Source organism: Mycobacterium sp. pV006, from assembly GCF_041287115.1.
In the GTDB taxonomy this organism is placed as follows: Bacteria; Actinomycetota; Actinomycetes; order Mycobacteriales; family Mycobacteriaceae; genus Mycobacterium.
This window is the reverse complement of sequence record NZ_JBGGKT010000007.1, coordinates 199,908-218,548: the sequence shown is the minus strand read 5'-3', so window position 1 is coordinate 218,548 and position 18,641 is coordinate 199,908. Positions and strand designations below refer to the sequence as shown.

The 18,641-nt window shown below is 69.1% G+C and carries 17 protein-coding genes; 15 read left to right on the top strand and 2 right to left on the bottom strand.

All coding sequences use genetic code 11. The features are described 5' to 3' along the window. Nucleotide 1: 1 nt before the first annotated feature. The 7 genes from ACAG25_RS13460 to ACAG25_RS13430 all read left to right on the top strand — a co-directional run bounded on the left by ACAG25_RS13460 (nt 2) and on the right by ACAG25_RS13430 (nt 7,733). Nucleotides 2-1,201 carry an MFS transporter gene (locus ACAG25_RS13460; protein WP_370488950.1) on the top strand — a complete coding sequence of 400 codons (1,200 nt, stop codon included), beginning with the start codon at nt 2-4 and terminating at the stop codon, nt 1,199-1,201. A gap of 90 nt (nt 1,202-1,291) precedes the next feature. Continuing rightward, entirely contained in the window at nt 1,292-2,863 is a 1,572-nt protein-coding gene (locus tag ACAG25_RS13455) for a carboxylesterase/lipase family protein (protein WP_370488949.1), read from the top strand. Between the two features lie 11 nt (nt 2,864-2,874). Continuing rightward, nucleotides 2,875-3,780, top strand: coding sequence for a sterol desaturase family protein (locus ACAG25_RS13450; protein ID WP_370488948.1), 906 nt, complete (start codon nt 2,875-2,877; stop codon nt 3,778-3,780). 9 nt (nt 3,781-3,789) lie between these two features. Then, entirely contained in the window at nt 3,790-5,193 is a 1,404-nt protein-coding gene (locus tag ACAG25_RS13445) for an NAD(P)/FAD-dependent oxidoreductase (RefSeq protein WP_370488947.1), read from the top strand. Nucleotides 5,194-5,348: 155 nt separating this feature from the next. Further along, complete coding sequence (locus tag ACAG25_RS13440; RefSeq protein WP_370489009.1) at nt 5,349-6,020, top strand: hypothetical protein; 672 nt, start codon at nt 5,349-5,351, stop codon at nt 6,018-6,020. 58 nt (nt 6,021-6,078) lie between these two features. Beyond that, nucleotides 6,079-6,243, top strand: coding sequence for a hypothetical protein (locus ACAG25_RS13435; RefSeq protein WP_370488946.1), 165 nt, complete (start codon nt 6,079-6,081; stop codon nt 6,241-6,243). Between the two features lie 2 nt (nt 6,244-6,245). Then, nucleotides 6,246-7,733, top strand: a complete 1,488-nt coding sequence (locus tag ACAG25_RS13430) for an FAD-binding protein (protein WP_370488945.1) — start codon at nt 6,246-6,248, stop codon at nt 7,731-7,733. On the opposite strand, the gene ACAG25_RS13425 is transcribed toward ACAG25_RS13430, so the two are convergent. Together ACAG25_RS13425 and ACAG25_RS13420 are read right to left on the bottom strand one after the other, a co-directional pair. Continuing rightward, nucleotides 7,730-9,640 (bottom strand): ABC transporter ATP-binding protein/permease, encoded by a 1,911-nt coding sequence (locus ACAG25_RS13425; protein ID WP_370488944.1) that lies wholly within the window; start codon nt 9,638-9,640, stop codon nt 7,730-7,732. The genes ACAG25_RS13430 and ACAG25_RS13425 overlap by 4 nt on opposite strands. A 46-nt stretch (nt 9,641-9,686) precedes the next feature. Continuing rightward, a complete protein-coding gene (locus ACAG25_RS13420; RefSeq protein ID WP_370488943.1) occupies nt 9,687-11,591 on the bottom strand; it encodes an ABC transporter ATP-binding protein/permease in 1,905 nt (634 codons plus the stop codon). Between the two features lie 170 nt (nt 11,592-11,761). Here ACAG25_RS13420 and secA2 point away from each other — a divergent pair, with 170 nt between their 5' ends. From secA2 to ACAG25_RS13380, 8 genes are all read left to right on the top strand, one after another. Next, entirely contained in the window at nt 11,762-14,122 is a 2,361-nt protein-coding gene (gene secA2, locus ACAG25_RS13415) for an accessory Sec system translocase SecA2 (RefSeq protein ID WP_370488942.1), read from the top strand. Nucleotides 14,123-14,131: 9 nt separating this feature from the next. Next, a complete protein-coding gene (locus ACAG25_RS13410) occupies nt 14,132-14,779 on the top strand; it encodes a CDP-alcohol phosphatidyltransferase family protein (RefSeq protein WP_370488941.1) in 648 nt (215 codons plus the stop codon). Continuing rightward, the gene (locus ACAG25_RS13405) at nt 14,776-15,669 is read left to right on the top strand and encodes a DUF881 domain-containing protein (protein ID WP_370488940.1); all 894 of its coding nucleotides are present in this window, start codon (nt 14,776-14,778) and stop codon (nt 15,667-15,669) included. The genes ACAG25_RS13410 and ACAG25_RS13405 overlap by 4 nt, the downstream gene beginning before the upstream one ends. Further along, nucleotides 15,666-15,998 carry a small basic family protein gene (locus ACAG25_RS13400; RefSeq protein ID WP_370488939.1) on the top strand — a complete coding sequence of 111 codons (333 nt, stop codon included), beginning with the start codon at nt 15,666-15,668 and terminating at the stop codon, nt 15,996-15,998. Before ACAG25_RS13405 ends, ACAG25_RS13400 begins: the two co-directional genes overlap by 4 nt. Further along, on the top strand, nt 15,995-16,759 hold the full coding sequence (locus ACAG25_RS13395; RefSeq protein ID WP_370488938.1) for a DUF881 domain-containing protein: 765 nt from the start codon (nt 15,995-15,997) through the stop codon (nt 16,757-16,759). Before ACAG25_RS13400 ends, ACAG25_RS13395 begins: the two co-directional genes overlap by 4 nt. A gap of 23 nt (nt 16,760-16,782) precedes the next feature. After that, nucleotides 16,783-17,178: a glycine cleavage system protein GcvH gene (gene gcvH / locus ACAG25_RS13390; RefSeq protein WP_370488937.1), complete on the top strand. Its 396-nt coding sequence runs from the start codon at nt 16,783-16,785 to the stop codon at nt 17,176-17,178. A 150-nt stretch (nt 17,179-17,328) separates the two neighbouring features. Beyond that, nucleotides 17,329-17,796, top strand: coding sequence for a glycogen accumulation regulator GarA (garA, locus tag ACAG25_RS13385; RefSeq protein WP_370488936.1), 468 nt, complete (start codon nt 17,329-17,331; stop codon nt 17,794-17,796). A 40-nt stretch (nt 17,797-17,836) separates the two neighbouring features. Beyond that, entirely contained in the window at nt 17,837-18,583 is a 747-nt protein-coding gene (locus ACAG25_RS13380; RefSeq protein WP_370488935.1) for a MerR family transcriptional regulator, read from the top strand. The last annotated feature ends 58 nt before the right edge of the window (nt 18,584-18,641 follow it).

Genomic DNA, 18,641 nt, shown 5'->3' with positions numbered 1-18,641 from the left:
CATGGCGCCGCAGCGGCCCGACGCCGCCCGGGCGGGCCACCGGCGTGCGCGGGTGGCCGTGGCCGCGGTGTTCCTGACCAACGGCGCGCTGTATGCCAACCTGCTGCCCCGCTTCCCGGAGATCAAGAGCGAACTCGGCATGTCCAACGCGCTGTTCGGCGCGGGAGTCGGCGCGTTCTCCGCCGGTGCGCTGCTGGCCGGTCTCACCGCCGGCGCGCTGATCCGCCGCTTCGGGTCGGCTCGGGTGGCGCTGGTCACCACCTACCTGCTCGCCGCGTTCCTCGTGGCCGCCGCCGCCGCGCCGACACCGCTGCTGTTCGCGACCGCGATGTTCGTCGCGGGAGCCGGCGACGCGGTCACCGATGTCGCCCAGAACGTCAACGGTTTGCGGCTGCAACGCGAATACGGCCGGTCGATCATCAATTCACTGCACGCGGTGTGGGCGCTGGGCGCCATCATCGGCGGGTTGATGGGTGCCGCGGCCATCGCATCGGGGGTCGACCGCGACCTGCACCTCGGGATCTCCGCGGTCGTCTTCAGCGTCGTCACCACGGTGGCCTACCGACATCTGCTGCGCGGGCCCGACCACGAACAACACCCGTCGCGGCAGAGTCCTCCCGGCGCCGGGGCGGGCCTTTCCGGCTACGCGCTGCTCATGGCGTTCGTGGCCCTCGCGATCGCCGGCGTGACGGTCGAGGATGCCGGAAACACCTGGGCCACCATCTATCTGCGCGACAGCCTGGCCGCCCCGGCGGCACTCGCACCGATGGGTTACGTCGCCCTGGTGACGTTCCTGTTCATCGGCCGGCTGACAGGCGACCGGCTGGTCGACCGGTTCGGGGAACGCACCGTGGCCCGGTGCGGCGGTCTGCTCACCGCGGTGGGCATGGGCTACGCGCTGATGTTCCCCTCGATTCCGGCCACCATCTTCGGCTTCGCAGTCGCCGGTCTGGGGGTGGCCACCGTGGTGCCGGCCGCGATGCGTGCGGCCGACGAACTGCCCGGGCTGCGGCCCGGCACCGGCCTGACCGTGCTGAGCTGGCTGATGCGCGGGGGTCTGCTGGCTGCCCCGTTGGCGGTCGGAGTGATCGCCGACGCGACCAGTCTGCGCGTCGGTCTGCTGACGGTGCCCGTGGCGGGCTTGCTGCTGGTGGTCCTCGGCGGGATGCTCGGGGCGCGGCGACGGGCCGGACCGGCGTGAGCACCCCGTGCGGGTTTCGGTGCGTTCTGCGCCCGGCGGCGTCCCCACTGGTACAGTTGCGTACCAGAGATCGACTTCGAGGAGTTCGGCATGACCGCGGAAGCGTCCACCCGCAGCGGAGCAGCCGCCCGACCGGTCGTCGAGACCGTCTACGGCCCGGTGCGCGGCATCGACGACGGCACCGTCCGGGTGTGGAAGGGCGTGCGCTACGCCGCCCCGCCGGTCGGTGAGCTGCGTTGGCGGCCGCCCCAACCGCCGACGCCGTGGACCGAACCCGCCGACGCCGGCCGGGTCAGCCCGGTGTGCCCGCAGGTGACCGACGCACAGCTGCCGATCGATCTGGGCGCACCGCAGGGCGAGGACTTCCTGACCGTCAACGTCTGGGCTCCCCCCGGCACCACCGCCGGCGACGACAAGCCGGTCCTGGTGTGGGTGCACGGCGGCGCCTACGTGCTGGGCGCGGCCACCCAACCGCTCTACCACGGCCGTCGCCTCGCGGTCGAAGGCGACGTCGTCGTCGTGACCCTCAATTACCGTCTCGGTGCGCTGGGCTTCCTCGAGCTGCCCACCGTCGGCGCCGACCCCGACACGTTCAGCACCAACACCGGGGTGCGCGACGTGATCGCCGCACTGACCTGGGTGCGCGACAACGTCGCCGCCTTCGGCGGAAACCCGAACCAGGTCACGGTGTTCGGCGAGTCCGCCGGCGGGGCGATCGTCACAACCCTGCTGGCCAGCCCCGCGGCGGCCGGGTTGTTCCACGCCGCGATCTCGCAGAGCCCACCGGTCACGTCGTCGTACGACTCCGAGCGTGCCCGCCGGGTCGCCGAGCGTTTCCTCGACGTCGTCGACGTCGGCCCCCGCGACCTCGCGGAGCTGACCCGGATCCCGGTGCAGGCCATCGTCGCGGCGTCCCGCACGGTGTTCGACGAGGTCCCCGCCCGCACCCCCGGCACACTGGCCTTCGCGCCGATCGTCGACGGCGACGTCATCCCCGACTATCCGGTCCGGGTCGCGCAGGCCGGCGGCACCCATCCGGTCCCGCTGATCATCGGTACCAACAAGAACGAGGCCGCGCTGTTCCGGTACATGAAGCAACCCCTGATGCCGATCACACCGGAATCGGTCAAAGCCATGTTCGCCGAGATCGCCGCCGAACAACCCGACCTGCCGCTGCCCAGCGAAGAAGAACTGCGCGGCACCTACCGGGTGCGCGGGAAGGCCGGCGGCATGCGGGTGTCCAGCGACATCGGTTTCCGGATGCCCTCCATCTGGTTCGCCGAGGGGCACCGTGAGGTCGCACCGGTCTACCTCTACCGCTTCGATTTCGCCACACCACTGCTGCGCGCCGTCCGACTGCACGCCGCCCACGCCACCGAGTTGCCCTACGTCTGGGGCAATCTCGTGGCCGGACGCAAGGACCCGACCTTCGCGCTGGGCGGGCTCAAGGCCGGCAAGGAGGTGTCGCGCCGGCTGCGCGCGCGGTGGACGTCCTTCGCCCGCACCGGCGAACCGGTGGGCCTGTCCGGCGAACCGCACTGGGCGCCCTACGACGCCGACCGACGCGCCACCCTGGTGATCGACAAGCAGGATCGCGTCGTCGACGACCTCGACGCTCCCGTGCGCCGCGCCTGGGGCGAGAACATCCTGAGTTTCCGGTAGGGGAGGGCCCGATGGATCTGCTCGAACTGCTTCCTCCGCCGATGCGCGAGCCGGTGCTGTTCGCCATCCCGTTCTTCCTGCTGCTGCTGACCATCGAGTGGGTGGCCGCGCGCAAGCTCGAACACCTCGCCGACGACGACCGGCCCGGCGCGGGCGCCTACATGACCCGCGACGCGTGGACGAGCCTGTCGATGGGCCTGGTGTCCATCGTGACGATGAGTGCGTGGAAGTTCCTGGCGCTGTTGGGTTATGCGGCCATCTATACCTATGTCGCGCCATGGCAGCTGTCGGCGACGCAGTGGTACACGTGGGTGATCGCGCTGGTCGGTGTCGACCTGTTGTTCTACCTCTACCACCGGATGGCCCACCGCGTCCGGGTGGTGTGGGCCACCCACCAGGCCCACCATTCCAGCGAATACTTCAACTTCGCGACCGCGCTGCGCCAGAAGTGGAACAACAGCGGCGAGATACTGATGTGGCTTCCGTTGCCGCTCTTGGGCGTTCCGCCGTGGATGGTGTTCTTCAGCTTCTCGATCAGCCTGATCTACCAGTTCTGGGTGCACACCGAGCACATCGGCAAGCTCTGGCGCCCAATCGAATTCGTCTTCAACACCCCGTCGCACCACCGCGTCCACCACGGGATGGACGCCGAGTACCTCGACAAGAACTACGGCGGCATCCTGATCATCTGGGACCGGTTGTTCGGCACGTTCGCACCGGAGACCTTCCGCCCGCGCTACGGTCTGACCAAGCCGGTCGACACCTACAACATCTGGAAGCTGCAGACCCACGAATGCGCGGCGATCGGACGCGACGTCCGCGCGGCGCGCGGGTTGCGCGATCGTCTGGGCTACATCTTCGGCCCACCCGGGTGGCAGCCGGCGAACAGGCGCGCGACCTCCGCCGCGACGCCGTAGTCTCCCCGTGTGCAGACGGTTTTCGACGCGCCGGTCGACCAGTTTCTGATCGACCGCGCACTGGCCGGAACCGCGTTCGGCTCGGTGTGGCTGGACACGATCGCCCGGCCCGAATTCGCGCCACCGGCGGCGCCTTTGACCTGCGACCTGCTGGTGATCGGTGGTGGCTACACGGGTCTGTGGAGCGCGCTGCATGCCGCCCGACGCGATCCGGACCGCCGGATCGTGTTGATCGACGCCGACCGCATCGGCTGGGCGGCCTCCGGACGCAACGGCGGTTTCGTCGAAGCCAGCCTCACCCACGGCCACGACAACGGGAAAGCGCGGTGGCCCAGCGAGATCGACACACTCGAGGCGTTCGGCTCGGAGAACCTCGACGCAATGGAGGCCGAGCTGGCGGGCCTCGACGTCGAGTGGGAGCGCACCGGCATGCTGACGGTGGCCACCGAACCTCACCAGGTGCCGTGGCTGGCCGAGGCCGCCGACGACGGCCAGGGGCGGCTGCTGGATCTGCGTGAGGTGCGTGCGCAGGTGCATTCACCGACCTATCTGGCCGGCCTCTACGCCCCGGATTCGTGCGCGCTGGTGCAGCCGGCCAAGCTCGCCGTCGCACTTGCCCGCGAATGCACCGAGGCCGGTGTCGAGATCTTCGAGCACACCACGGCGCGCCGGATCGTCTCCGGTGGCGCCGCACTGCGGGTGCCCACCGACGGCCCGGTGCTGACCTGCCGGCAGATCATCCTGGCCACCAACGCTTTTCCGAGCCTGCTGCGCCGCAACCGGCTGTACACCGTGCCGGTCTACGACTATGTCCTGGCCACCGAACCGCTCACCGAGGCCCAGCTCGACCGGATCGGCTGGCGGGACCGCCCGGGCATCGGCGACGCGGCCAACCAGTTCCACTACTACCGACTGACAGCCGACAACCGCATCGTCTGGGGCGGCTACGACGCGGTCTACCACTTCGGTCGCCGCGTCGATGCCGCCCACGAGGACCGCCGCCAGACCTATGAGCGGCTGGCCGCCCACTTCTTCGTCACCTTCCCCCAACTCGGCGACGTCCGGTTCAGCCACCGGTGGGCCGGCGCGATCGACACCAACACCCGTTTCTGCGCGCACTGGGGCCTCGCGCGCGACGGCCGGGTGGCCTACGTCAACGGGTTCACCGGACTCGGGGTGGGCGCCTCGCGGTTCGCCGCCGACGTGTGCCTAGACCTGCTCGACGGCGCCGACACGCCCCGCACCCGGCTGGAGATGGTCCGTCGCAAACCCGTGCCGTTCCCGCCGGAACCACTGGCCACCGCCGGTATCCAGGCCACCCGCTGGTCGTTGGACCGCGCCGACCACAACGCAGGGCGACGAAACCTGCTGCTGCGCACCCTCGACGCGGCGGGTCTGGGCTTCGACTCTTAGCGCGCCGCGCCGACACGCCGACGGTGTAACGCATCGTTATCCGACCGCGATGACCCAGTTACGCCGAGCGCAGCACGGGTATCCGCGATACCACGCCAAGCGGTGCGGCGAGGACCTCATCACCGGAGAGCGGAGGCGCTGTGGTTGTTCGATGGCTGCGGGCACTGTTGATCGCACTGACCCCGGTGGTCGCGCTGCTCTCACCGGTCGCTCCGGCCCACGCGCAGCCCGGTGCGGTCGTCCATCCCGGCATGGAGATCCACCAGGACGCGGTGCTGTGCACCCTCGGCTGGGTGGACCCCCAGACCCGCATGGCCTACACCGCCGGCCACTGCCGCGCCTCGGGCACCGTGACCGACAAGCAGGGCACCGTGATCGGGACGCAGGGCGTCTACCGCGACAACACCCCCAACGGCATGACCGTCGACACCAACCACCAGATCACCGACTGGGAAGTCATCCACCTGACCCCCGAGGTCGTCGTCAACAACGTGCTGCCCGGCGGCAAGGTTCTGGTCACCGACGCCTCCGTGCTTCCGGTCAAGGGCATGCCGGTCTGCCACTTCGGGGTGGTGACCGGGGAGAGCTGCGGCACCATCGAAGCCGTCAACAACGGCTGGTTCACCATGGCCAACGGCGTCGTGAGCCGCAAAGGCGACTCAGGCGGACCGGTCTACACCCCGACCCCGGACGGGCGCACCGTGCTGATCGGCATCTTCAACAGCACGTGGGGCACCTTCCCGGCCGCGGTGACCTGGCAGGTCGCCAGCCAGCAGGCCCAGCAGGACACCGTGCTGGCCGCGTCGGCCACCGTCCCGGCCGCCTGACCCGCCCAACTAGAACACGTTCTAGCCAGCGCGCACCCCTGGCGATATCCTCGACGGGATGTCAGACCAGACACCTGTCCAGGTTGCGTGGGTGACGCGCGAATCCCACGCCACGCTCACGGCGCTGCCGGGCGCCAAGCCGCGGATGCCCGGGCCCCAGGCTGCACCTCAGGTGTCACCGATCGGCGCGTTCTTCGACCATGTGAAGCAGGAGCAGAAGTGAGCATGAGAAACGTTCCCGACACCGTCTCCGTCGGCACGGTCGGCCAATGGTCCGACGAGGCCGACGTGGTGGTCCTCGGGTTCGGCATCGCGGGCGGATGCGCCGCGGTCAGCGCGGCCGCCGCCGGGGCGAAGGTGCTGGTACTCGAGAAGGCCGCCGCCGCAGGCGGCACGACGTCGATGGCCGGCGGGCATTTCTACCTCGGTGGCGGCACAGCCGTGCAGAAGGCCACCGGGCACGACGACTCCGCCGAGGAAATGTACAAGTACCTGGTCACCCAGGCCCGCGACCCCGAACACGACAAGATCCGCGCCTACTGCGAGGGCAGCGTCGAGCACTTCGACTGGCTGGAGGGTCTGGGCTTCGAGTTCGAGCGCACCTACTACCCGGGCAAGGTCGTCGTCCCACCCGGCACCGAGGGACTGTCCTACACCGGCAACGAGAAGGTGTGGCCGTTCTGCGACCAGGCCCGGCCGGCGCCGCGCGGACACTCGGTGCCCGTGCCCGGCGAACTCGGCGGCGCCGCCATGGTGATCGACCTGCTGCTCAAGCGGGCCGACGAACTCGGGGTGCAGATCCGCTATGAGACGGGCGCCACCGCACTGGTGGTCGACGACTCGGGCGCGGTGACCGGCGTGGCCTGGAAGCACTTCGGCGAGACCGGTCACGTCAAAGCCGGCGCGGTCGTCATCGCCGCGGGCGGTTTCGCGATGAACGACGAGATGGTCAACGAATACACCCCCGCGCTCGGGCAGCAGCGCAAAACCAAACACCACGGCACCGTCGCGCCCTACATCCTGGGCAACCCGAACGACGACGGACTGGGCATCAAGCTCGGCGTCTCGGCCGGCGGCGTCGCCCTGCACATGGATCAGCAGTTCATCACCGCCGCCGCGTATCCGCCCGAGATCCTGCTCACCGGCGTCATCGTCAACGCCGACGGGCAGCGCTTCGTCGCCGAGGACTCCTACCACTCACGCACTTCGGCGTTCGTGCTCGAACAACCCGAGCAGATCGCCTACCTGATCGTCGACGAGGCGCACATGCAGATGCCGGAGATGCCGCTGATCAAATTCATCGACGGGTGGGAGACCGTCGCGGAGATGGAGTCCGCGCTCGGCATCCCCGCCGGCAACCTCGCCGCCACGCTGGAGCGCTACAACGCCAACGCCGCCGCCGGCGTCGACCCGGACTTCCACAAACAGCCGGAATACCTTGCGCCACAGGACAACGGGCCGTGGGCGGCGTTCGACCTGTCGCTGGGCCGCGCGATGTACTCGGGGTTCACCATGGGCGGGCTGAAGGTGTCGGTCGACGGCGAGGTGCTCCGCGAGGACGGATCGGTGATCGCGGGCCTCTACGCCGCGGGCGCCTGCGCGTCCAACATCGCCCAGGACGGCATGGGCTACGCCAGCGGCACCCAACTCGGGGAAGGATCGTTCTTCGGCCGCAGGGCGGGAACGCACGCAGCGCGGCGGGCGCGCGGCTAACGCGCCCCCGCCGTCGCGGCCAGTTCCCAACTGCCGTCGCCGGTCAGCTTCAGCTCGCGGGTGTGATGCTGCTCGACTGTGCTGCGGTGGCTGACGCTGACCAGGATGGTGTCGGGTAGCTCCGTACGCACCAACCGGTACAGCGTCAGCTCCAGGCCCTCGTCCAGCGCGGAGGTCGACTCGTCGAGGAACACCGCCCGGGGTTTGGTCAGCAGGACGCGTGCGAACGCGATGCGCTGCTGTTCACCCGGCGAGAGCACCTTGGCCCAGTCCTTCTCCTCGTCGAGCCGGTCGGCCAGATGCGGCAGCGCCACCTTGTTCAACACGTCGCGCAGCACGCGGTCGTCCAGGTCGCCCGAATGTTGGGGATAGGACACCACCGTGCGCAGGTCGCCCAGCGGCACGTACGGCAGCTGGGACAGAAACATCGTCGCGTTGTCCTCGCCCGGCGTGCGGACGGTGCCCGAGGCGTACGGCCACAACTGGCCGAGGCTGCGCAGCAGCGTCGTCTTGCCGCTGCCCGACGGGCCGGTGACCATCAGCGCCTCACCCGGCTCGAGCGTCAGGTCCAGCGGACGCACCAGTTGGCGGCCGTCGGGGGTACGGACCTCGACGTCGTCGAGTTCGACCCGCCCGCCGCGGGAGTCCTCGGCCGCCAGCGTCGGCAACGCGCGGCCCTCCTCGTTGGCGATCACCAGACCGTGGAGTCGGATGATCGCGGCCCGGTAGCCGGCGAAGTTGTCGTAGGCGTTCCGGAAGAACGACAGCCCGGTCAGGATCTCGCGGAACGCGCTGGCGGTCTGCGACAGCTGACCGAGGGTGATCTCGCCGTTGTAGAAGCGGGAGAACTGCACCAGATAGGGGATGAGTTCCTGGGCCTGGGTGATCGACAGGTTCCACCCGAGGAAGCCCGCCATCCGGTTGACGTACCGCTTGTAGTTCTCGACGATCGGGCCGAACCGGCGCCGCAACCCGGTGCGTTCGGCGATCTCACCGCGGTAGAACGCCACCGCCTCCGACGCATCGCGCAGTCGCACCAGCGCATAGCGGAAGACCGCGTTGAACTTCTCGTTGTTGAACGACAACGTGATGATCGGCCGGCCGATCCAGAACGCGATCACGGTCGCGAACAGGATGTAGACGATGCCGATCCAGAACATCGCCTTGGGCAACACGACCCCGACGAACGGCAGCGTCAGCGGCCCCGACAGGTTCCACAGGATCGTGGTGAACGAGATCATCGCCGCGATCGAGGACACGGCACCGAACACCAGCGTCGACCCGGAGGTGTTGTTCGGGGTGTTGGGCAGGGGCCCGACGCCGGCGGTGAAGATGTCGATGTCGGTCTGGATGCGCTGGTCCGGGTTGTCGATGGTGTCGTCGATGAACCGGGATCGGTAGTAGGCCTTCCCGTCGAGCCAGTCGCCGGTGAGTTGGTCGGTCAGCCAGGTCCGCCACCGCAGCATGAAGCGTTGCGTGACGAGCAGATCGATCATGATCGAGGCGACGTTGATCACGGCCAGCACCGCGAAAACGGCCATGGACAACCAGAACCCGTCCCGGCCCGAGGCGCGCACCGCGTCGTCGCCGGCGCCGACCCCGGAGGCGATGACCTGGAAACTGGTCATCATGTCGTTGCCCTGGAAACTGAACAGCACCGACAGGCGCACGCTCAAGATCACCAGCAGCAGGATCCCGGCCAGCCACAGCCAGACGATGACACTGTCGGCCCCGGTGAAGTAGCCGCGGGTGACCCGCCAGAACTGCTTGCCCCACACCGTGAACCGCACGATCAGCACCAGCACGACCATCGTGGCGACCGCGGCGTAGGCCCAGCCCTGGGCGATCCACCACAGCGAAGTCCACAGCTCGCTGCCCCAATCCAACGTCGGGGTGAACGTTTCCATGCGGTGCAAAGTACCGCGAGCTCAGCGTGTCAGCGTGACCAAGGCGCTATCCCGACGGCGCGAGTCGCTCCAACCGCCACGCCCCGTCTCCGACGAGCGCCAGACGACTGCTGTGGAACGGGTGAACGCTGCTGCGATGGCTGACGCTGACCAGCACCGCGTCGGGTAGCTCCGACCGCAACAATTGGTAGAGCATCAGCTCCAGGCCCTCGTCGAGCGCGGAGGTGGACTCGTCGAGGAACACCGCCGCGGGCCGGGACAGCAGGATGCGGGCGAATGCGATCCGCTGCTGTTCGCCGACCGAGAGCGCGTTGGCCCAGTCCTTGTCCTCGTTGAGCCGGATCACCAGGTGCGGCAGCGCGACATCCACCAGGGCCTGCTGAATGTCCTTGTCGTCCAAGGTTCCCGGCTGCTGCGGGTAGGTCACCGCGGTGCGCAGGTCACCGGCGGGCAGGTAGGGCAGTTGCGGGACGAACATCACGTCGTCGCGGCCCCGCGGCAGCCGGACCCGGCCCGTCGCGAACGGCCACAGCCCGGCGATGCTCTGCAGCAGCACCGACTTGCCGATGCCGGACTCCCCGGTGATCACCAGGGCCTCACCGGGGGCCACCGTGAGGTCCAGGTCGTGCAGCAGCGGGGTGCCGTCGGGGCGGCGCACCATGACCGCGGTGACCTCGAGCGCGCCGTCGTCGGACGGTTCGACGCGCACGCTGCCGAAATCGGCGGCGCGGTCGTTCTGTTCGGTCAGCCCGTCGAGACGGATGATGGCCGCCCGGTAGCTGGCGAACTGGTCGTAGGCGTTGCGGAAGAACGACAGGGACTCGTGGATGGCGGCGAACGCGTTCGACGACTGCCACACGTCGCCGAACGTGAGCCGCTGGGCGAACAGCGCCTGCGCCTGCACCAGCCACGGCAGCGGATTGATGGCCTGGCTCATCGACACGTTCCACCCGAAGAACAGCATCATCCGGTTCAACCAGTGCCGGTAGTTCGTCATGACCTCGTCGAGGCGGCCGCGCAGCAGCGACCGCTCGGCGGGCTCCCCGCGGTACAGACCGATCGCCGCGCCGGCCTCACGCACCCGGACCAGCCCGTAGCGGAACGCGGCGTTGCGCCGCTCGTTGAGATAACTCAGCCGGATCAGGGGACGCCCGATCGCGAACGCCACCACCGTGGCGATGAGCACGTAGACCAGCACCACCCAGAACAACGCATGCGGGACGGTGATGCCCCCGAGGGTCAGCGGTTCGGACAGCCGCCACAGGATCGGACCGAACGCCAGCACCGACAGCACCGCTTGCACCGCACCGAACAGCAGGGTGTCGCTCGAGTTGTAGATCGGATTGTTCGGGACGCCGCCCACGCCGGTGGTGAAGATGTCGACGTCCTGCTGGATGCGCTGGTCGGGATTGTCGATCGGACGGCCGGCGAACTGGGCGCGGAAGTACGCCTGGTCGCCCAGCCAACCGTCGATCATGCGGTGGCTCAACCAGATTCGCCATCGCATGACAAACCGCTGGGTCAGGTACAGGTCGGCGAGCAGGCGCACCAGGAAGCAGCCGGCCAGGACGCCGAACACCAGCATGGTCGCCCAGAAACCGGCGATCCCACTGGCCCGCCCGTCGTCGCCGGAAGCGCTGGAGAACGCCACCTGCAACGACGTAAACAGGTCGTTGACGTAGTAGGTCAGCAGCACGTTGATACGCACCGACACGATCACCGACAGCAGCAGCAGCCCCAGCATCAGCCACACGATCAGGCTGCGCCGCCCGGTGAAGTAGCCGCCCGACACGCGCCAGAACTGGCGTCCCCATTCGGTGAACCGGCCGATCAGCGCCAGCACCACCAGCACGCACACCGCGGCTTGACCCCACGTCGTGGCCACCCACACAGCGGAGGCGAACACCTCGCGGCCCCAGTCGAGGGAGGGCTGGAACGTCTGGGTGTCCACGCGTGTGCGACCTCCCCCGTCATCGCGAACCAGCCTGCGGCGAAGCTACCGCAGCGACGGGCCTGAGGTGGGACGTCCCGGGCGCGTCAGCGGAAAGTCGTGTGCAGCACCGACACCCTGCGGGCTCACGTCGCCCGCCGCACGGGGACGGGGCCGCGTACCGTATTCGTGTGGCACGCACCTCCTCGAAGACGTCCAAGAAGACTCCCAAGACCGGACGTTCGACCAACTCGTTCTGGAAGCTGCTCGGCGCCCGGGTCGACAAGGATCAGGCCCGCTCGATGGAGCTGGTGCGCCGGTCGGCCGAGTTCGACGCCAAGGCCGCCGACCTCGACGACGAGCAGCTGGCCAAAGCCGCGTCGCTGTTGAACCTGACCAACCTGGCCGACGCCGCCGACATCCCGCAGTTCCTCGCGATCGCGCGCGAGGCCTCCGAACGAGCGACCGGCCTGCGACCGTTCGACGTACAGCTGCTCGGTGCGCTGCGGATGCTCGCCGGCGACGTCGTCGAGATGGCCACCGGCGAGGGCAAGACCCTCTCGGGTGCGATCGCCGCCGCCGGCTATGCGCTGGCCGGCCGCAGCGTCCACCTCATCACGATCAACGACTACCTGGCCCGCCGCGACGCCGAGTGGGTCGGCCCGCTCATCGAGGCGATGGGCCTGACCGTCGGCTGGATCACCGCCGATTCGACCGCCGAACAGCGGCGCGCGGCCTATCAGTGCGACGTCACCTACGCCTCGGTCAACGAGATCGGCTTCGACGTGCTGCGCGACCAGCTGGTCATCGACGTCGAGGACCTGGTGTCGCCGAATCCCGACGTCGCGCTGATCGATGAGGCCGACTCGGTGCTGGTCGACGAAGCCCTGGTTCCGCTGGTGCTGGCCGGCACCAGCCACCGCGAGACGCCGCGGGTGGAGATCATCCGCATGGTCGGGGAACTGATCGAGGGCAGGGACTTCGCCTCCGACGAAGAGGGTCGCAACGTCCACCTCACCGAGGCCGGCGCGCAGAAGGTCGAGGCCAAACTCGGCATCGACCTGTACTCCGAAGAGCACGTCTCCACCACGCTGACCGAGATCAACGTGGCCCTGCACGCCCACGTGCTGTTGCAGCGCGACGTGCACTACATCGTCCGCGACAACGCGGTGCAGCTGATCAACGCCTCCCGCGGCCGGATCGCCACCCTGCAGCGCTGGCCCGACGGTCTGCAGGCCGCCGTCGAGGCCAAGGAGGGCATCGAGACCACCGAGACCGGCGAGGTCCTCGACACCATCACCGTGCAGGCGCTGATCAACCGGTACCCGACCGTGTGCGGCATGACCGGCACCGCGCTGGCCGCCGGCGAACAGCTGCGCCAGTTCTACAAACTGGGGGTCTCGCCGATCCCGCCGAACAAGCCGAACATCCGCGAGGACGAAGCCGACCGCGTCTACGTCACCTCCGCCGCGCGCAACGATGCGGTCATCGAACACATCAAGGAGGTGCACGAGACCGGACAGCCGGTGCTCGTCGGCACCCGCGACGTCGCCGAATCCGAGGATCTGCACCGCCGGCTGGTCAAGGCCGGGGTGCCGGCGGTGGTGCTCAACGCGAAGAACGACGCCGAGGAGGCCGCGGTGATCGCCGAGGCCGGCAAGTTCGGCGCCGTCACGGTGTCCACCCAGATGGCCGGGCGCGGTACCGACATCCGTCTCGGCGGCTCCGACGCCGACGAGGACGACGCCGCCAAGCAGCGGGTCGCCGAGCTCGGCGGTCTGCACGTCATCGGCACCGGGCGCCACCACACCGAGCGGCTCGACGACCAGCTCCGCGGCCGCGCCGGCCGCCAGGGCGACCCGGGGTCGTCGGTGTTCTTCTCCAGCTGGGAGGACGACGTCGTCGTCGCCCACCTCGAATCCAACAAACTGCTGCTCGACTGCGACGACACCGGCCGCGTCACCAGCCCGAAAGCCGCCGGCCTGCTCGAACACGCCCAGCGCATCGCCGAGGGACGGCTGCTCGACGTGCATGCCAACACCTGGCGCTACAACCAGTTGATCGCCCAGCAGCGGGCGATCCTCGTCGAGCGGCGCAACACCCTGCTGCGCACCACCACCGCCCGCGACGAACTCGCCCAGCTCTCACCGGACCGGTACGCCGAACTGCTGGAGCAGCTGGCGCCCGACGGCGAGGAGAAGCTGGAGCGGATCTGCCGGCTGATCATGCTGTACCACCTGGACCGCGGGTGGGCCGACCATCTGGCGTTCCTGTCCGACATCCGGGAGAGCATCCACCTGCGGGCGCTGGGCCGGCAGAACCCGCTCGACGAGTTCCACCGGATGGGTGTCGACGCGTTCGCGTCCCTGGCCGCCGACGCGATCGAGGCCGCCCAACAGACCTTCGAGACCGCGCCGTCGATCGAAGACGAACTGGGTGTGGACCTTTCGAAGCTGGCACGGCCCACCTCGACGTGGACGTACATGGTGCACGACAACCCGTTGAACGACGACACGATCTCGGCACTGAGTCTTCCGGGCGTGTTCCGCTAGGTTCATCGCATGGCCGAGACATCGGCGCCCCGAGAACCCGTGCCCGGCGACCGGGTGCTGACGGTGCCCAACGTGCTGTCGGCGATCCGGCTGCTGCTGGTTCCGGCGTTCCTCTACCTGCTGCTGCTCGGCGACGACGTGCCGGGCGCCCACGCGTGGGCGGTCGCGATCCTGATGTTCAGCGGTGTCTCCGACTGGGCCGACGGCAAGATCGCCCGGCTGTTCGACAACCAGTCCTCCCGGCTGGGGGAGCTGCTCGACCCGCTCGTCGACCGCATCTACATGATCACGGTCCCGGTCGCGCTCGCGCTGGCCGGTGTGGTGCCGTGGTGGCTGGTCGTAGTGCTGCTGGGCCGGGACCTGGTGCTCGCGGCGACGCTGCCGCTGCTGCGCCGGCGCGGGCTGACCGCGCTGCCGGTCACCTACATCGGCAAAGCCGCGACGTTCGCGTTGATGTCCGGCCTGCCGCTGGTCCTGCTGGGGCAGTACGACGCGCTGTGGAGCCGCGTCGTGCTGGCGTGGGGATGGGGCTTCGTCCTGTGGGGTGCGGCGATGTACCTGTGGTCGGGCGCGCTGTACCTGATCCAGGTCCGGATGGTCGTGCGCACGATGCCGCCGCACGCCCCGCCGCGACCCGCGGAGCGCACCCGGAGATGAGCATGCTGGGGGGTTACGACACCGAGTCGGGCAGCGAGGCGCACCGGCCCGACGCACCGACGCGCATCCCGGTGCCGTCCCTGCTGCGGTCCCTGCTCTCCGAACACCTCGACCCCGGTTACGCGGCCGCCGCGCAGAACCCGAGGCCAGCCGGCCGCCTCGCCCGGTGGTCCTGGCAGCTGATCGGGGTCGTGGTCGTCGCCGCGGTGTTCGCCGTGGCATGGTCGCAGGCCCAGGCCACCGCGCCGGGGATGCGGGAGTCCCAGCGCGTGCTGCTGGGCAGCGTCCGCGCGGCCGAGCAGCAGACCGCCGCGGTCGCGCAGCGCCGCGACGAACTCGCCGCCGGGGTCGACGCCGAGCAGCGCGGGCGCCTCGAAGGCGACACCGTCGGCCGGGCGCTGCTCGCCGAACTGGACGAGGCGAACTTCGCGGCCGCGGCGACCCCGGTGATCGGTCCCGGCCTGACCATCACGGTCACCGACCCGGGCATGACCCCGGACCTGACCGACGTCGCCACCCAGCGCATCCAGGGCAGCCGGCAGGTCATCCTCGACCGCGACCTGCAGCTCGTCGTGAACTCGCTGTGGGTCAGCGGCGCCGAGGCGGTCTCGGTCGGCGGTGTGCGCGTCGGCCCGAACGTGACCATCCGGCAGGCCGGCGGCGGCATCCTGGTGGACAACCAGCCGGTGTCCAGTCCTTACGAGGTGCTCGCCGTCGGACCGCCGCGCACATTGCAGGACAACTTCAACCGCAGCAGCGGGTTGCAACGCCTGCGCCTGCTGGAGACCTCGTACGGTGTCGGAGTACAGGTCTCGGCCGGTGACGGTCTGACGCTGCCGGCCGGATCCGTACGTGAGGTCGACTTCGCCACAGAAACGAGGCCCAGGTGATCGGGATCGTCGCGCTCGTCGTCGGGATCGTCATCGGTGTGATCTTCCGTCCCGACGTACCCGAGGTGGTCCAGCCCTACCTGCCGATCGCGGTCGTCGCGGCGCTGGATGCGGTGTTCGGCGGCCTGCGCGCCTACCTCGAGCACATCTTCGACTCGAAGGTGTTCGTCATCTCCTTCGTGTTCAACGTCCTGGTGGCCGCGCTGATCGTCTACCTCGGCGACCAGCTCGGTGTCGGCACCCAGCTCACGACGGCGATCATCGTCGTGCTGGGCATCCGTATCTTCGGCAACGCCGCGGCGCTGCGGCGACGATTGTTCGGCGCATGAACAAAGCCGCCCACGGCCGCCACGAACTGCCACCCGCACAGGACCGCCCCGCCCGGAGCAGGTCGCAGATCGTGTTCGGGGTGCTGGGCGTGCTGCTGTGCCTGTTGCTCGGCGTGGCGATCGTCACCCAGGTGCGCGCCACCGATTCCGGCGACTCGCTGGAGACCGCACGCCCGGCCGACCTGCTGATCCTGCTCGACTCGCTGCAGCAGCGCGAAGCGGCGCTGAGCACCGAGGTCGCCCAGCTGCAGCAGACGTTGACCGAGCTGCAGGAGTCGGGCAGCAGCGACGAAGCCGCGATCGAGAACGCGCGCGCCCGACTGGCCGCCCTGTCGATCCTGATCGGCACCGTGCCGGCCACCGGGCCAGGGGTGACCTTGGCCATCACCGATCCCGCGCAGGGCGTGGCGGCCGAGACCATGCTCGACGTGATCAACGAACTGCGCGCCGCCGGCGCGGAGGCGATGCAGATCGGCGGACTGCGCAACGGCGAGCAGGTCGACATCCGCATCGGGGTCGACACCTGGGTGGTCGGGGTGCCGGGCGCGCTGATCGTGGACACCACCACCATCGGCGCGCCGTATTCGATTCTGGCCGTGGGGGATCCGCCGACACTGGCGGCGGCGATGAACATCCCCGGCGGCGCGGTCGACAGCGTCGAGCGCGTCGGCGGCACCGTGACGGTGCAACAATCCGAACGGGTCGACGTCACCGCCTTGCGGCAACCGAAACCTCGCCAATACGCTCAGCCGGTCAGATGACCGAACACAGTTCAAGGAGTGCCGTGACCGAGATCCCCGCCGACCTGTCCTACACCACCGAACACGAGTGGGTTCAGCGGGTCGGCGACGACAGGGTGCGCGTGGGTATCACCGACTACGCGCAGGCCGCCCTCGGTGACGTGGTCTTCGTCCAGCTGCCCGATGTCGACGCCGAGATCACCGCGGGGGAGTCCTTCGGCGAGGTCGAGTCCACCAAGTCGGTGTCGGACCTCTACGCCCCCGTCAGCGCGAAAGTCGTTGCCGTCAACGGTGATCTGGAGACGAATCCGGAACTGGTCAACTCCGATCCCTACGGCGACGGTTGGCTCGTCGAACTGCAGGTCGGCGGCGGTACGCTGGATGACAGCCTCGCCGATCTGCTCGACGCGGACGGCTACCGCTCCCACGTCACCGACTGAGATGTTGTTAGGGTCGAGCAGACCGGAGGCAACGAGCGGATCCGGCCGTGGTGGATACAACGCAGTCCACTGCGCGGTACGGTCGACACAGCGGGAAACGGCTGGAGGTTCCGACCGGATACCGCCACAGCAGCCAGTGAGGAGCAGCGGGTGACGGAAAAAGACTTCAATTCGGGGGCGGACTCTGACGAAGTCACCGTGGAAACGACATCGGTCTTTCGTGCCGACTTCCTCAACGAGCTCGATGCCCCGGCAACACCCAGCGGCGAGAGCGCCGTGTCCGGCGTGGAGGGGCTGCCGGCCGGGTCGGCCCTGCTGGTCGTCAAGCGCGGACCCAACGCCGGTTCGCGGTTCCTGCTCGACCAGCCGACCACGTCGGCAGGGCGGCACCCCGACAGCGACATCTTCCTCGACGACGTCACCGTCAGCCGTCGGCACGCGGAGTTCCGCCTGGAGTCCAACGAGTTCCAGGTCGTCGACGTCGGCAGCCTCAACGGCACCTACGTCAACCGTGAACCCGTGGACTCCGCGGTGCTGGCCAACGGCGACGAAGTCCAGATCGGCAAGTTCCGGCTGGTTTTCCTCACCGGGCCCAAGGGCGACGACGCGGGCAACTGATCACCGGAATCACTGACCGCCCAGCGACCGCCACGATCCGATGACCCAGCCCGAGACCTCGTCGCTGACCGGGATGTCGATCGGGGTCGTCCTCGACCTGCTGCGCAGCGAGTTCCCCGACGTCACGCACTCCAAGATCAGGTTCCTCGAAGCCGAGGGACTGGTGACCCCGGAGCGCACCCCGTCGGGGTACCGCCGGTTCACGGCCTATGACTGCGCCCGCCTGCGCTTCATCCTGACCGCCCAGCGCGACCACTATCTGCCGCTGAAGGTGATCAAGGCCCAACTCGACGCACAACCCGACGGGCAGCTACCGGAAACCGGATCTCCGTATCCGGCACCGCGTCTGGTGCCCGTCGACGGCGGCGGCGACCCGTCGGCCGCTGCGGCGCCGGTGGTGACGCAGGTCCGGCTCAGCCGCGAGGACGTCCTGCAACGGTCGGGCGTCGACGACGAACTGCTGTCGGCTCTGGTCAAGGCGGGCGTGATCACCCCGTCGTTCAAGGGCGCCGGCGCGGTGTTCTTCGACGAGCACGCGGTGGTCATCGCCCAATGTGCCCGCGCGCTGGCCGATTACGGTGTCGAGCCGCGGCATCTGCGCGCTTTCCGCTCGGCCGCCGACCGGCAGTCCGACCTGATCGCCCAGATCGCCGGTCCCGTGGTCAAGGCCGGCAAGGCCGGAGCCCGTGACCGCGCCGACGACCTGGCACGCGAGGTCGCCGCGCTGGCGATCACGTTGCACACGTCGTTGATCAAGTCCGCGGTCCGCGACGTTCTGGACCGCTGAGGACTAGACTTCGGCGGTGACGGGTCAACCGTCAGATCCGGGCCGGCGACGGCCCGGA